Annotated in this window: 12 protein-coding genes; 10 read left to right on the top strand and 2 right to left on the bottom strand. The window is 74.6% G+C overall.

Going from position 1 to position 12,730, the window contains the following annotated elements:
* The first annotated feature begins 62 nt into the window (after window positions 1-62).
* The 8 genes from AB0G13_RS02180 to AB0G13_RS02145 all read left to right on the top strand — a co-directional run bounded on the left by AB0G13_RS02180 (window position 63) and on the right by AB0G13_RS02145 (window position 6,444).
* On the top strand, window positions 63-620 hold the full coding sequence (locus tag AB0G13_RS02180) for a helix-turn-helix domain-containing protein (RefSeq protein WP_357867610.1): 558 nt from the start codon (window positions 63-65) through the stop codon (window positions 618-620).
* Entirely contained in the window at window positions 613-1,491 is an 879-nt protein-coding gene (locus AB0G13_RS02175; protein ID WP_357867607.1) for an SRPBCC family protein, read from the top strand. Before AB0G13_RS02180 ends, AB0G13_RS02175 begins: the two co-directional genes overlap by 8 nt.
* Window positions 1,492-1,586: 95 nt before the next feature.
* Window positions 1,587-1,820 (top strand): zinc-ribbon domain-containing protein, encoded by a 234-nt coding sequence (locus tag AB0G13_RS02170; RefSeq protein ID WP_357867604.1) that lies wholly within the window; start codon window positions 1,587-1,589, stop codon window positions 1,818-1,820.
* A 300-nt stretch (window positions 1,821-2,120) separates the two neighbouring features.
* Window positions 2,121-2,540 (top strand): hypothetical protein, encoded by a 420-nt coding sequence (locus AB0G13_RS02165; RefSeq protein ID WP_357867601.1) that lies wholly within the window; start codon window positions 2,121-2,123, stop codon window positions 2,538-2,540.
* 102 nt (window positions 2,541-2,642) lie between these two features.
* Window positions 2,643-3,752 carry a hypothetical protein gene (locus tag AB0G13_RS02160; protein ID WP_357867598.1) on the top strand — a complete coding sequence of 370 codons (1,110 nt, stop codon included), beginning with the start codon at window positions 2,643-2,645 and terminating at the stop codon, window positions 3,750-3,752.
* 70 nt (window positions 3,753-3,822) lie between these two features.
* Window positions 3,823-5,325 carry a hypothetical protein gene (locus tag AB0G13_RS02155; RefSeq protein ID WP_357867595.1) on the top strand — a complete coding sequence of 501 codons (1,503 nt, stop codon included), beginning with the start codon at window positions 3,823-3,825 and terminating at the stop codon, window positions 5,323-5,325.
* Window positions 5,326-5,375: 50 nt separating this feature from the next.
* Window positions 5,376-6,134, top strand: coding sequence for a MerR family transcriptional regulator (locus AB0G13_RS02150; RefSeq protein WP_357867592.1), 759 nt, complete (start codon window positions 5,376-5,378; stop codon window positions 6,132-6,134).
* A 25-nt stretch (window positions 6,135-6,159) separates the two neighbouring features.
* Complete coding sequence (locus AB0G13_RS02145; protein ID WP_357867591.1) at window positions 6,160-6,444, top strand: antibiotic biosynthesis monooxygenase family protein; 285 nt, start codon at window positions 6,160-6,162, stop codon at window positions 6,442-6,444.
* 108 nt (window positions 6,445-6,552) lie between these two features.
* Here AB0G13_RS02145 and AB0G13_RS02140 read toward each other — a convergent pair whose 3' ends face one another.
* The gene (locus AB0G13_RS02140) at window positions 6,553-8,100 is read right to left on the bottom strand and encodes a gluconokinase (RefSeq protein ID WP_357867588.1); all 1,548 of its coding nucleotides are present in this window, start codon (window positions 8,098-8,100) and stop codon (window positions 6,553-6,555) included.
* A gap of 172 nt (window positions 8,101-8,272) precedes the next feature.
* On the opposite strand from AB0G13_RS02140, the gene AB0G13_RS02135 reads away from it, so the two are divergent.
* Both AB0G13_RS02135 and AB0G13_RS02130 read left to right on the top strand, forming a co-directional pair.
* Window positions 8,273-10,651, top strand: coding sequence for an acylase (locus tag AB0G13_RS02135; RefSeq protein WP_357867585.1), 2,379 nt, complete (start codon window positions 8,273-8,275; stop codon window positions 10,649-10,651).
* Window positions 10,652-10,909: 258 nt separating this feature from the next.
* Window positions 10,910-12,058: a hypothetical protein gene (locus AB0G13_RS02130; protein ID WP_357867582.1), complete on the top strand. Its 1,149-nt coding sequence runs from the start codon at window positions 10,910-10,912 to the stop codon at window positions 12,056-12,058.
* 17 nt (window positions 12,059-12,075) lie between these two features.
* On the opposite strand, the gene AB0G13_RS02125 is transcribed toward AB0G13_RS02130, so the two are convergent.
* Window positions 12,076-12,633 carry a hypothetical protein gene (locus AB0G13_RS02125; RefSeq protein WP_357867579.1) on the bottom strand — a complete coding sequence of 186 codons (558 nt, stop codon included), beginning with the start codon at window positions 12,631-12,633 and terminating at the stop codon, window positions 12,076-12,078.
* Window positions 12,634-12,730 lie beyond the last annotated feature (97 nt).

Below are 12,730 nucleotides of genomic sequence, written 5' to 3'. Positions count from 1 at the left end.
TCGGCGCGGCTGTCGTCGAACCCATTGACAAAGAAGTTTTGTACGTACAAACTGATTTTGCCATGAGAGACGTCCTGTACCTGGAACAGATCGAGCAGGCCGAGGTCCTGCTCAAGCCGCAGCGCGTGGAGGTGCTGCGGCAACTGGCCGAGCCGCGCACCTGCACCGAGGTCGCCACCCGGCTGGAGCAGACGCCGCAGCGCGTCTACTACCACGTCAAGCAGCTCGTCGCCGCCGGCCTGGTCGAGCTGGTCAGCGAGCGCAAGGTCCGGGGCATCACCGAGGGCATCTACCAGGCCGCGGCCCGGTCCTACTGGCTGTCCCCTCGGCTGGTCGGCCGGATCGGCCTGCGTCGGGCCCGCGACGAGCTGAGCCTCGGCCACCTGCTGGACCTGATGGAGGAGGTCCAGGCGGACGTCGCCGCGCTGGACCGCGCCGCCCCCGAGCTCCCCTCGATCGGGGTCGCCGGCGAGATCCGGGTGCCGGCGGAGCTTCGCCCGCAGTTCCTGCACGACCTGCAGACCGCTCTGCAGGACCTGTTCACGCGCTACGGCGGCGCCGAGGGCGACGCCTTCAAGCTCGCCGTGGCCTGCTATCCGAAGGGGAAAGAACGTGACTGAACCGATGAGGCTGCCCGTCCGGCTCGCCGCGCCGGCCGGGGCCGTCCGCCGCGCCCTGACCGACCCGGCCGAGCTGCGCGTCTGGCTGGCCGAGCACGCCGAGGTCGAGCTGCCGAGACGGTACGAGTTCTGGGGCCGGCACACGCCCGAGGGTGACGCGCCGCACCAGCGGCTGCTGCACGCCGACGACGACACGCTGCGCTTCGCCTGGCTGCTCGACGGGGTGGAGACCACCACCGAGTTCGCCCTGCGCGCCGAGGGTCCCGACACCACGGTGCTGACGCTGAGCCAGAGCCACTTCGACTTCGCCGAGGCGATGAGCGGCAGCACCATCCGGGGCGTGCTCCAGACGTTCTGGAGCCTGTCGCTGGCCAACCTGGCCGCCCACCTGGAAGGGCAACCGCTGCTGCCGAAGGTCGACTTCACCTCCGCCGAGCTGCGCGGCGAGCTGCTGATCGACGCGCCGACGGCGAAGGTGTTCGAGTCGCTGACCGACTCCGAGCAGGCCAGCGCCTGGTTCGGCTACCCCATCGGCATCGAGCCCTGGGTCGGTGGCCGCTACGCCATGGGCGGCTTCGAGTCCGGCTACGCGGCCAAGGTCGTCGACTTGGAGCCGGGCCGGAAGCTGTCGGTGGACTGGGGGCCGACGGGCGTCACCACTTGGGAGCTGGCCGAGTCGCAGGGGAGGACGAAGCTGACCTTCGTGCAGTCCGGCTTCGACGAGCAGAACCCCCCGTACGGGGCCTGGGCCGGGTCGGTCTCGGGGCTGTTCGAGCTGCGCCGCTTCCACGAGATGGAGAGCTGGCAGCCGATCTGGCTCCCCGCCGAGGTGCCGGGCCTGGAGCCCGAGTCCGCGAGGGCGACGAGCTGACGTACGCGTACCGGGCGCGGTCCCGCCGTGGGCCGCGCCCGGAACCGGTCGGAATTCCAGGTGATAGTCGGGCTCCGGGTGGGTACTGACGGGCGATGTTCTTCATCTTCGGGCTCCGCACCAAGGTCAGCCAGTCCGGCGTGGTGCAGCAGGTCTGCCGCAACTGCCGTAACCACGCGGCGCAGGTGATCACGCGCCGGTCGACGAAGTTCAGCCTCTTCTTCGTGCCGATCATCCCGATCCGCACCCGCTACGTGCAGCAGTGCACCTTCTGCGGCGCCCAGTACGAGATCTCCCGGTCCGAGGCCGAGCGCCTCCCGGTCGGCTGAGTCCCACCGATGGCCCGCTTCCTCTGCTGGCTGATCGGCCGGCAACCCGCCGTGCCCGCCCCGGCGCCCGTGCACACCGTCTCCCGGCCGCCGTGCACCCCCGGACGTCGCCGCCGTCGCCGCGACCGCCGGCCGCTGGCCGGCACCGCTTTGCCCCGTTCGCCCTGGAACCGCTCCGCCGGGCGCTGACCGTATCGTGATCCGCCGAGCCTCGGCGGACTGGTCGGGCCGTGCCAGGATGTGGCGGTGTCGTACCCCCCTCATGCGTCGTACCCGCCCATGCCCGGCCCCATGACGCCGATGGTGTACCCCCACCCGGTCGCGCCCCCGCCGGGCTGCGCGGTGCTCGTCGTCTCGGTGAACCGTGGCCCCTACATCGTGCCCGCACCGACCACGAGCAAGTTCAAGGTCGACGGCCAGTCGGTGCCGATCCCCGGTGAGGGCACCTGGTACGTGGTGATCCCTGCCGGGCCGCACGACGTCCGGTACACCGACTTCCTGGGCATGCCGCTGATCACCACCGCGCTGGTCGCCCAGCCCGGCGTGGCGTACCACCTGTCGTTCCGCTTCGGTGGCTGGCGCAACCGCGCCTACGACGGGTACGGCACCGACGTGACGAAGTTCGGGCTCTGGTCGAACTACAGCATCGCGCTGCTCACGCTCGGCGTCTTCGGGCTGCTCTGCTGCGGTTTCCTGGGGCCGTTCACCACCATGCTCTGAGCCGGCTCCGCCCCGTTCGGCCCCGGCTGACGGCTGCGCCGGGCCCCACCGGCCGGGGCGGCGCCCGGCGCGGGCGGCGGGGACCGCCTATCGTGGCGGATCGTGACGAGCACCGAGGAACGACTGGCCGCGATCCGCGGCGGCGTGCCACCGAGGCGGCACAACGCGCGCACCATCGCCGCCCTGACCGGCAACCCGGGCTGCACCCGACGGGCGGTGCTGGACGGCGCGGGGGTCGACAAGCCGAAGCTGGCCGAGCGGATCGGGTTTCCCGCCCGGTTCGGGCAGTCCCGGTTCGCCATCAGCCGCGGCAACGCGTTCGAGGCGCAGGTCAAGGCCGACGGCGGGGCCGAGCTGCTGCGGCTGGTCGCCGAGCGGTTGGGCGTACCCGTGCCGGCGGCGGCGAGCTGGACGGACCTCGGCGACGGCGCCGAGGACGACACGGCCGCCCGGCACCGACGCTCCGCCACGCTGCTGACCGGCGCCGCCCCCGGTGGGACGGACGACACCGCCGCGCTGTTCGACCACCCGCTGCTCGGTCTGGACGTCGCCGGCCGCCGGGTGCACCTGGAGCCGGACCTGGTCGCCGCCCGGCTCGCCGGCCGGTTCCACGTCGTCGAGATCAAGTCGTTCCCGGTGGTCGACGGCCAGGCAGACCCGGCCAAGGTGTCCGCCGCCGCGATCCAGTCCGCCGTCTACGTGCTGGCCCTGCGCGAGCTGCTCGGCGCCGCCGGCCACGACCCGGAGCTGGTGTCGCACGACGCGGTGCTGGTCTGCCCGCGCGACTTCGCCAACCAGCCGGTGGCCAGCCTGGTCGACGTGCGCAAGCAACTGCTGGTGCTGCGCCGCCAGCTCGACCGGATGGCCCGGGTCGACGCGCTGCTGGCCGACGTGCCCGGGGACTTCACCGCCGACCTGACGGCCGAGCCGGCGGCCCTGCTCGCCGCGCTGTCGACCGTGGAGGCCCGCTACGCGCCCGACTGCCTGGCGGCCTGCGAGCTGGCGTACTTCTGCCGCCACGAGGCGCGCGGCCACACCGGGGCGCTGGGCCGGCCGGTCCGGGAGGCGCTCGGCGGGGTCGCGGAGGTCGACGAGGTGCTGGCGCTGGCCGCCGGCGAGCGCACGCCGGAGCCCGGGCAGGAGGAGGCCGCCGCGCTGCTGCGGGCCGCCGCCCGGCTGCGCGCCGACGCCCTCGCCGGGACTCCCGCATGAGTACGCCCCGCGCCCCCCGCCCCGGACCGACCACTCCGGGCGCCGCGCCCGCCGGGTGGGGTGGGTCCGCGTGAGCACGCTCCGCGCGTTCGCCAGGGCCCAGGCGCTCGCCGCCGGGGTGGCCCAGCCGGTGGCGACCGTCCGGCACCTGCACCTGGCCGAGCGACCGCTGGTGCTGGTGCCGCTGGCGATGGCCGGCGAGGCGAACGCGCCGCTGGCGGCGCTGGTCGGCGACGCGCCGGACGCGGCGCGGCTGCTTATCGTGCCGCAGCCCCGCAACCGCGAGCAGCGGTTCGCGTTCGCCGCCGAGCTGGCCGGGATCGTGCTGCCCTACCTGGACGGGTTCCGGGGCGTCTCCGAGGCGGTGCCGGTCGACCGGGGCCGGGACGTGCGGTACCGGTACGTCGACGCCCCGCAGCTGCTGGTGCCGAACCCGGCCGGGGTCACCTTCCTGCGGCTGTTCGGCCGCTCCACCCGCTTCCGCCGCCCCGACGGGGAGTATCCGGTGCACCCGTCGGTGCCGGTGCTCGGGCGCTGGCTGACCTTCTTCGCCGAGCGGGCCGAGCACCCGGGCTCGTCGGCGCTGCTGGCGATGACCGACGCGCTGACGCTGCACTGGGCCACCGGGCAGAGCGTGGTGGAGGACCTGCACCTGCCGGCGCTGCTCGGCTGGATCGACCCGCCCGTCGGGCTCACCGGCGCCGAGGCGGCGGCCCGGGCCGAGGACCCGGCGACCTGCCCGCCCGCCGGCCCGGCCACCGACCCCGACTTCGACAACCAGCGGTTCGCCCCGGCCATCGCCGCGTACGCCGCCGCCGAGGACGATCCGGCCGCGCGCGCCAGGGCGTACGCGGAGCTGGCACGGCTGCTGCGCGACCAGCTCGCGCCCACCTGGGAGCTGATGTGGCGCGGCGTGGGGCTGCTGCGCGGCCTGCCCCCGGGCGCCCGGGTGGCCGGCCGGTGGGACGGCGACAAGGACTCCTTCACCGGCTACGCCGAGCACGTCGACTCCGGCGGCGCGCCGCAGCCCCGCCGGGACGGGGCGGTGGCCGCCGCCCAGCGGCTGCACCGGCTGGAACGGGCCCTGACCTCCTACGCGGTGCAGCGCGCCTACGACGATCCGCTGGTGATGGCGGAGCACCGGCTGACCGGGGAGGCGTTCGTCGGCGAGGTGACCCTGGCCGACCCGAAGCGGGTGGACGACAGCGGCAAGCGGCCGGTGCTGCGCCCCCGGATCCAGCTGGTCACCACCGAGCCGGTGCCGATGCCGCCCGGCGCGACGCTGTACTCGCTGGCCCGGCCGGCGCAGAAGGCCCGGGTGGTCTTCGTCACCCCGGCGGCGGACGGCAAGACCGAGGTGGTGCTGGAGCTCTCCGGCGGGATGGGCCGGGGGCTGACCGCGCCGCCGGGCAGCGTGCCCGAGGTGGGGGAGCGGCTCTGCTACACCACCCTGTCGGACGCGTTCATGCCGGTCGGCGCGTTTCCGGCCCCGGAGGAGACGCCCTGGACGCACGGCGGACCGCCGACCCACGCCGGCGACGAGGCCCGCGACGCCGACGTGGATCGGGCTTGACCCTCACGTGACGGCAGGCGGGAGCCTCGTTGGCGGAAGGGAGGGAAACCATGGCCTACACGGTGGGACAGGTGGCGAAGGCGGCCGGGGTGACCGTGCGGACGCTGCACCACTACGACGAGATCGGGCTGCTCACGCCCGGTGGCCGCAGCAGCACCGGCTACCGGCGCTACGACGACGCCGACCTGGAGCGGTTGCAGCACATCCGCTACTACCGGGAGCTGGGGTTCCCGCTGGAGGAGATCGCCGCGATCCTCGACGACCCGGCGAGCGACCCGGCGGCGCACCTGCGCCGCCAGCACGAGCTGCTGACCGTACGGATCAGGCGGCTCCAGGAGATGGTCGCGGCGATCGAGTTCGCGATGGAGGCGAGCAAGTTGAACGTCCCACTCACCCCGCAGGAGCGGTTCGAGGTCTTCGGCGACTTCGACCCGGAGGCGCACGCCGATGAGGCCGAGCAGCGCTGGGGCGGCAGCGAGGCGTACCGGGAGTCGAACCGGCGCGTGTCCCGCTACACGAAGGACGACTGGCTGCGGAACAGGGCGGAGAACGAGGACTGGGGCCGGCGGTTCGCCGAGGTGATGTCCTCCGGCGCGCCGGCGGACAGCCCGGCGGCGATGGACCTGGCCGAGGAGCACCGGCAGCTGATCAGCCGCTGGTTCTACGAGTGCTCGTACGAGATCCACACCGGGCTGGCCGACATGTACGTGGCGGACGAGCGGTTCACCGCGTACTTCGAGAAGATCAGGCCGGGAATGGCCGCGTACCTGGGCGAGGCCATCCACGCCAACGCGATCACCCGCGCCTGAGGCGCGGCCGTCCCCGGAGGTCACAGTGCTCATCGTCGCCGGCAGTCTCTACGTCGACCCGGACCAGCGGGACGCCTACCTCGCCGACTGCGTGGAGGTCGTCCGGCAGGCGCGGTCCACGCCGGGCTGCGTCGACTTCGCGATCGGCGCGGACCTGGTCGAGCCGGGCCGGATCAACGTCTACGAGCGCTGGGAGTCCGAGGGGCAACTGCTCGACTTCCGGGGCTCCGGCCCCTCGGCGGAGCAGGCGGTGGCGATCCGCGGCGCCGAGGTGCACCGGTACCTGATCTCCGGCGTCGAGGCGCCCTGACGGGGCCCGCCGGGCGGCACGGCGTCCGTCCGGCGCGGTCAGACGGCGGTGGACGGTGCGGGCGAGCCGGCGGACCACCTCGCCGCCGGTGGCGGTCGGCCCGGGGGCCTACCGGGGCGGGGGCCCCGGCGCCGGCGTCGGCGGCAGGCCCGGGGCGAGGCGGCGCAGCGCGGTGAACGTGGGGACCAGCGCGTCGTAGAGCCCGGCGAAGAGCGGCAGCAGGGCGGCGTAGGTGGCGGCGGCCGCCGGGTCCGGGCGTGCCGTCTGCTCGATGCGCACCAGGTCGGCGGCGACGTCGATGGAGGGGATCAGCCCCAGCGCCTGCATGCCGAGCAGCGCCGCGCCGAAGCCGGAGCCCTCGCGCGTGGCGGGGAAGCGCACCGGCACGCCGAGCACGTCGGCCAGCATCTGCCGCCACAGCGGGCTGCGCGCGAAACCGCCGCTGGCCCGGATCTCCCGGACCTCGTTGCCGGCGGCCCGCACCGAGGCCAGCACCAGCGCCAGCTGCTGGCAGACGCCCTCCAGCGCGGCCCGCACCAGGTGGGCCCGGCGGTGCCCGTTGGTCAGCCCCACGTACGCGCCGCGCGGCAGCGCGCTCCAGTGCGGGGCGCGCTCGCTGAGCAGGTACGGCAGCATGATCAGGCCGCCGGAACCGACCGGCGCCTCGGCGGCCAGCGCCAGCAGCTCCTCCTCGGCGTGCTCGCCGAGTTCCGGGGCGAGCGCGTCGCCGACCCATTCGAGCACGATGCCGCCGTTGTTGATCGCCCCGCCCACCACCCAGCGGTGCTCGGTCAGCGCGTAGCAGAACACCCCGCCGAGCGGGTCGACGCCGGGACGCTCCACCATCACCCGCATCGCTCCGCTGGTGCCGATCGTGCAGGCCATCACGCCCGGGGCGACCGCGCCGAGCCCCAGGTTGGCCAGCGGGCCGTCCCCGGCGCCGACGACCACCCTCGTGGCCCGGGGCAGCCCGGTCGCCGCGGCGGCCTCGGCGGTGAGACCGGGCAGCACGGTGGTGGTGGGCACCAGCTCCGGCAACTGCTCCGCAGTGATCCCGGCGATACCGAGCGCCTCCTCGTCCCAGGACAGCTGGCTCAGGTCCATCAGCCCGGTCGCGGAGGCGACCGAGTGGTCGGTCACCAGCGCGTCGCACAGCCGCAGCAGCACCCAGTCCTTGATGCCCACCCAGTACGCCGCCCGCCCGAACAGCACCGGCTCCTGCTCGGCGAACCAGAGCAGCTTGGGCAGCGGCGCCATCGGATGGACCGGGGTGCCGGTGCGGCGGTGCAGCGCCAGCCCGGACGGGACCGCGCGCAGCCGTTCGGCCTGCCGGCTGGCCCGCGAGTCGGCCCAGGTGAGCGACGGGGTGATCGGGTGGCCGTTAGGGTCCAGGCCGATCAGGCTGTGCATCGCCGTGCCGAAGGAGAGCCCGGCGACCGGCCGGTCCAGCTCCGCCACGACCGCGCGCACCGACTCCAGCACCGCCGCGTGGATGTGCCACGCGTCCTGCTCGGCGTAGCCGGGATGGGGTTCGTCGAGCGGGTAGCCGACCGAGTGGCGGGCGAGTTGCGCACCGTCCACGTCGTACGCGACCGCCTTGGTGCTGGTGGTGCCGATGTCGACGCCGATCACCACCGGGCGGAGCGGGTCGCCCACCGGTCCCACCCCCTCGCTGGCCCTGGGTGCCGCCGACGTTACCCAGCGTCCGGGCGGCCCGTAGGGGGAACAACCCGGTTTCCCGGTCGGGTCTTCCTCGGCACGCCCGCGCCCGGCGAGAATGCCGGTCGTGTGAACTTCTCACACGTCCACCGGACGGGAGGAAGTCCCGATGAGGCCACGGCCGCTCTGCGCACTGGTCACCGCCCTCGCCACGGTCGTCACCACCGCGGTCGCCGGCGTCCCGCCGGCCGCCGCGCGGCACGGCGACGGCGGCTACTCGGCGGAGATCCGCCGGGCGTCGTACGGCGTCCCGCACATCACCGCCCGTTCCTTCGCCAGCCTCGGCTTCGGCGTCGGCCACGTCCAGGCCGAGGACAACATCTGCGTCATCGCGGAGAAGGTCGTCACGGTCAACGCCGAGCGGTCCCGCTACTTCGGGGCGACGAGCCCCACGGACGCGAACGTGCGCAGCGACCTGTTCTTCCGCAAGGCGATCGACGACGGCACGGCGGAGCGGCTGCTGCTCGGGCCCCGCGACGGCGTGCACTCCCCGTCGAACGAGATCCGCGACCAGATCCGCGGCTTCGTCGCCGGCTACAACAACTACCTGCGCCACACCGGCGCGGCGAACCTCACCGACCCGGCCTGCCGGGGCAAGCCGTGGGTGCGCCCGCTGACCGAGCTGGACATGTGGCGTACGAGCTGGGCCAGCATGGTCCGGGCCGGTTCGCGGGCGGTGCTCGACGGGATCGTCGCCGCCGCCCCGCCCACGGCCACCGGCCCGGCCGCCGTCCTCGACGCGCCGGGCGCCGCGGCGATCGTCGCCGCCCGCGACGGCGCGCCCGCCGGCGTCGGCAGCAACGCGTACGGGCTGGGCGCGCAGGCCACCACGCACGGCGGCGGGATGGTGCTGGCCAACCCGCACTTCCCGTGGGAGGGGGCGGAACGCTTCTACCGGATGCACCTGAAGGTCCCCGGCCGCTACGACGTGGAGGGCGCGGCGCTGGTCGGCGACCCGATCATCGAGATCGGGCACAACCGCACCCTCGCCTGGAGCCACACCGTCTCCACCGCCCGCCGCTTCGTCTGGCACCGGCTCGCGCTGGTCCCCGGCGACCCCACCTCGTACTACGTGGACGGCCGGGCCCGGAAGATGACCACCCGCACGGTCACCGTCCGGGTGCCCGAACCGGGCGGCGGCACCGTCCCGGTCAGCCGCACCTTCCACGACACCCACTTCGGCCCGGTGGTCGTCGTCCCCGGCACCTTCGACTGGACCACCACCGCGGCGTACGCGATCACCGACGCCAACGCGACCAACAACCGCGCCTTCGACGGCTGGCTCGAGATGGGCCGGGCGAAGACGGTCCGCGAGCTGAAGCAGGTCCTCGACCGGCACCAGTTCCTGCCCTGGGTGAACGTGATCGCCGCCGACGCCCGCGGCGAGGCGCTCTACGCCGACCACTCGGTGGTGCCCCGGGTCACCGACGAACTGGCCGCCGCCTGCATCCCCGCGCCGTTCCAGCCGCTCTACGCCAGCAGCGGCCAGGCCGTCCTGGACGGCTCCCGTTCGGCCTGCGCGCTGGGCCGCGACCCCGACGCGGCGGTGCCCGGCATCCTCGGCCCGGCGCACCTGCCGATCCGCTTCCGCGCCGACTACGTGACCAACTCCAACGACAGCCACTGGCTGGCCAACCCGGAGGCGCCGCTGGAGGGCTACCCGCGGATCGTCGGCAACGAGCGCACCGAGCGCAGCCTGCGTACCCGCCTCGGCGTGGAGCAGGTGCAGGGGCGGCTCGCCGGCACCGACGGGCTGCCCGGGCGGGGCTACACCACGTCCCGGCTCTGGCAGACGGTCTTCGGCAACCGCGCGTACGGCGGCGAACTGCTCCGCGACGACCTGGTGGCGCTCTGCGCCGCGCACCCCAGCGCGACCGCCTCGGACGGGACCACGGTCGACCTGCGCGGGGCCTGCGCGGCGCTGAAGGGCTGGGACCTGCGCGTCGACCTGGACAGCCGGGGCGCGCACCTGTTCACCGAGTTCGCCCTGTCGGGCGGCATCCGGTTCGCCGACGCGTTCGACGCCGCCGACCCGGTGCGCACCCCGAGCCGGCTGAACACCGCCGACCCGCGCGTGCTCACCGCGCTCGCCGACGCGGTCCGCAAGCTCGCCGGCATCCCGCTCGACGCGCGCCTGGGCGACGTCCAGACCGAACCGCGCGGCGACCGGCGGATCCCGATCCACGGCGGACGCGCCGAGGCCGGCGTGTTCAACATGATCGTCAGTCCGCTGGCGCCGGGCGTCGGCTATCCGAAGGTGGTGCACGGCTCGTCCTTCGTGATGGCCGTCGAGCTGGGCGGCAACGGCCCCTCGGGGCGGCAGATCCTCACCTACTCCCAGTCGGCCAACCCGAACTCGCCCTGGTACGGCGACCAGACCCGGCTCTACTCCGGCAAGGGCTGGGACACCATCAAGTACACGGAGGCGCAGATCAAGGCCGACCCGAACCTGCGCGCCTACCGGGTGGGGGAGGGCCGCCGCCACTGACCCGCCGCCCGTCGCGCCCGTCCGGTCACCGCGACCGGGCGGGCGCGACCGCGTTCACGGCTGCGCGGCTCGGGGGTGGTGCGTTCCGCACCCGTCGACACGCCCGACGGACGTGAATCGACTCGGCGAAATCCGCCTATCGCCCGATTTCGCCCGTCGTTCGGCCATTTTGCCCGTCACGACGTGTCCCGCCCGGCCGTTGTCACCGTTGATCCCGGTGACACCCCGGTTGGTGGCCTGCGCGGCGAAGGAGTCGGCGTGGCAAGGACTGATTCGACGGGTTCCACGTGGCGGTACCGGTGGGTGCACCGGCAGAACGAACGGCGGCGGCGGGAGTTCCGCAGCGCCGACAAGGCATGGCGACGACGCGACGACGAACTGCGCCGCCTGCGTACCCTCGCCGAGGAGTTCCAGGGCTCGGCCGCGGCTGGCGCCGGCCTGCCCCTGGAGCTGGCGCCCGACGAGGTGGTGTTCTGGGTGCTGCCGGCCGCGCAGCTGGTGGAGGTCCGACACACCACCGTGCTGCCCGCGCCCGACCTCACGGTCGCTCCGACGGCCGCGCCGCCGCGGCCCCGCAGGCCCGACGGCATCCGGGTCGCCGACGCCGGCATGGCGGTGATCACCAACCGCCGGCTGGTGCTGCTCGGCGGTCGTGGCCGGCGCGACTGGGCGTACGGGAAGATGACCGGCCTGGCCCACGACCCGCACGCGCCGGTCACCCTGATGCAGGTGCTGGACCGGCGGCGCACCTCCGGGCTGATGCTTCCCGCCGACGTCGCCGCCGACTTCCGGTTCAAGCTGACCCTGGCCTTCGCCGACGCCATCGAGCAGCGCGGCGCGGTGCTCGACCAGCTCGGCGAGGCGATCGCCGAGCACGCGCAGCTCAAGCCGTTCCGGCCGCTGATCGCCACCCCGGCCCAGGCTCGGCCGTTCGCGTTCGTGCCCGGCGGCCGGCGCACCGTGGCCGTCGCCGCCGGCATCGCCCTGCTGGTGCCCGCCGCGCTGCTGGACACCGACCCCTCCGACCCGACCGGCTCCGAGGTCGCCGTCGCCGCCACCCCCGCGCCGGGCGCCTCCGCCGCCCCGCCCGTCGCCCTCCCGGCCGCGCCGGCGAAGGCGTCGCCGGCCGCGTCGAAGCCGCGACGCGGCACCGCCTCGCCCTCGCCGACAGCCACCCGCGAGCGGCTCTGCGGCGCCCCCGCCAACCCGATGGGGTACGACTTCTGCGGCGGCGACCGCGTCCGCAGGCCGGCCGTCGAGATCTGCGACTGGTTCGACTGCACGCCCGAGTTCTGGGCCGGCCGTGGCTACCTCGTGCAGTGCGGCGACGGCTCGGTCAGCCTGACCGGCGGGCGGCGCGACGCCTGCGCCGCGCACGACGGGGTGCGCCGCACGGTCTGGCGCTGACCTCCGGGCGGCCGGGCTCAGCGGAGGCGTTGCAGGGGGAGCAGGCCGGCGAGGATCAGCGCGGCGGCCAGCGGCAGCAGGTCCAGGTCCAGGGCGATGCCCAGGAAGCCGAACAGGACCGGCACGGGCACCCACGCCGGCAGCAGCCGGGGCCGGGTGCGCCCCGCCTGCGCCAGCAGGACGAGGATGCCGACCTGGAACAGCAGCGGCCCCAGCGCCATGGCCGGATCGGGCAGCGGCGCGGCGTCGGCGAGGCCCGGGAACAGGTCGCCGAGGATCACCCAGACGAAGGCGGCCACCCCGACCAGCCCCAGCGTGGTCGCGGACTCGGTGAGCACCCGTCGCCGGGGCGCGGCGGCGAGCAGCAGCCGGCGCAGGCCGACGACCAGCGCGCCGAAGAGCAGGATCCCGGCGAGGAAGAAGGTGTGGCCGACGTCCCAGGCCCAGCCGTCGCCCCGGTCGCCGTCCAGGCCGTCGACCAGGCGGAGCAGGCCGTAGAGCAGCAGCAGCGCCGGGCCGCCGACGGCGGCCGCCGGCACGAGTCGCGTCGACGTGCGTGCATCGGTGTCGGTCATCAACCCAGCATCGTCGGGTGACCGACCGTGCTCCATCGGGGACTTCCCGTACCGGCCCCCGACCTGAGCACCCCGAGCGCCGGCCGAGGATTCGCGG

This window comes from Micromonospora sp. NPDC023633, from assembly GCF_040640035.1.
Classification (GTDB): Bacteria; Actinomycetota; Actinomycetes; order Mycobacteriales; family Micromonosporaceae; genus Micromonospora.
The sequence above is the reverse complement of the archived record's forward strand: the minus strand, read 5'-3'. Positions and strand labels throughout refer to the sequence as shown.

What these genes read in the sequence shown, in the direction of transcription:
- AB0G13_RS02180 (WP_357867610.1), top strand. Translation starts at nt 63, where the DNA reads ATGAGAGACGTCCTGTACCTGGAACAGATCGAGCAGGCCGAGGTCCTG.
- AB0G13_RS02170 (WP_357867604.1), top strand. Translation starts at nt 1,587, where the DNA reads ATGTTCTTCATCTTCGGGCTCCGCACCAAGGTCAGCCAGTCCGGCGTG.
- AB0G13_RS02165 (WP_357867601.1), top strand. Translation starts at nt 2,121, where the DNA reads ATGGTGTACCCCCACCCGGTCGCGCCCCCGCCGGGCTGCGCGGTGCTC.
- AB0G13_RS02150 (WP_357867592.1), top strand. Translation starts at nt 5,376, where the DNA reads ATGGCCTACACGGTGGGACAGGTGGCGAAGGCGGCCGGGGTGACCGTG.
- AB0G13_RS02135 (WP_357867585.1), top strand. Translation starts at nt 8,273, where the DNA reads ATGAGGCCACGGCCGCTCTGCGCACTGGTCACCGCCCTCGCCACGGTC.
- AB0G13_RS02125 (WP_357867579.1), bottom strand. Translation starts at nt 12,633, where the DNA reads ATGACCGACACCGATGCACGCACGTCGACGCGACTCGTGCCGGCGGCC.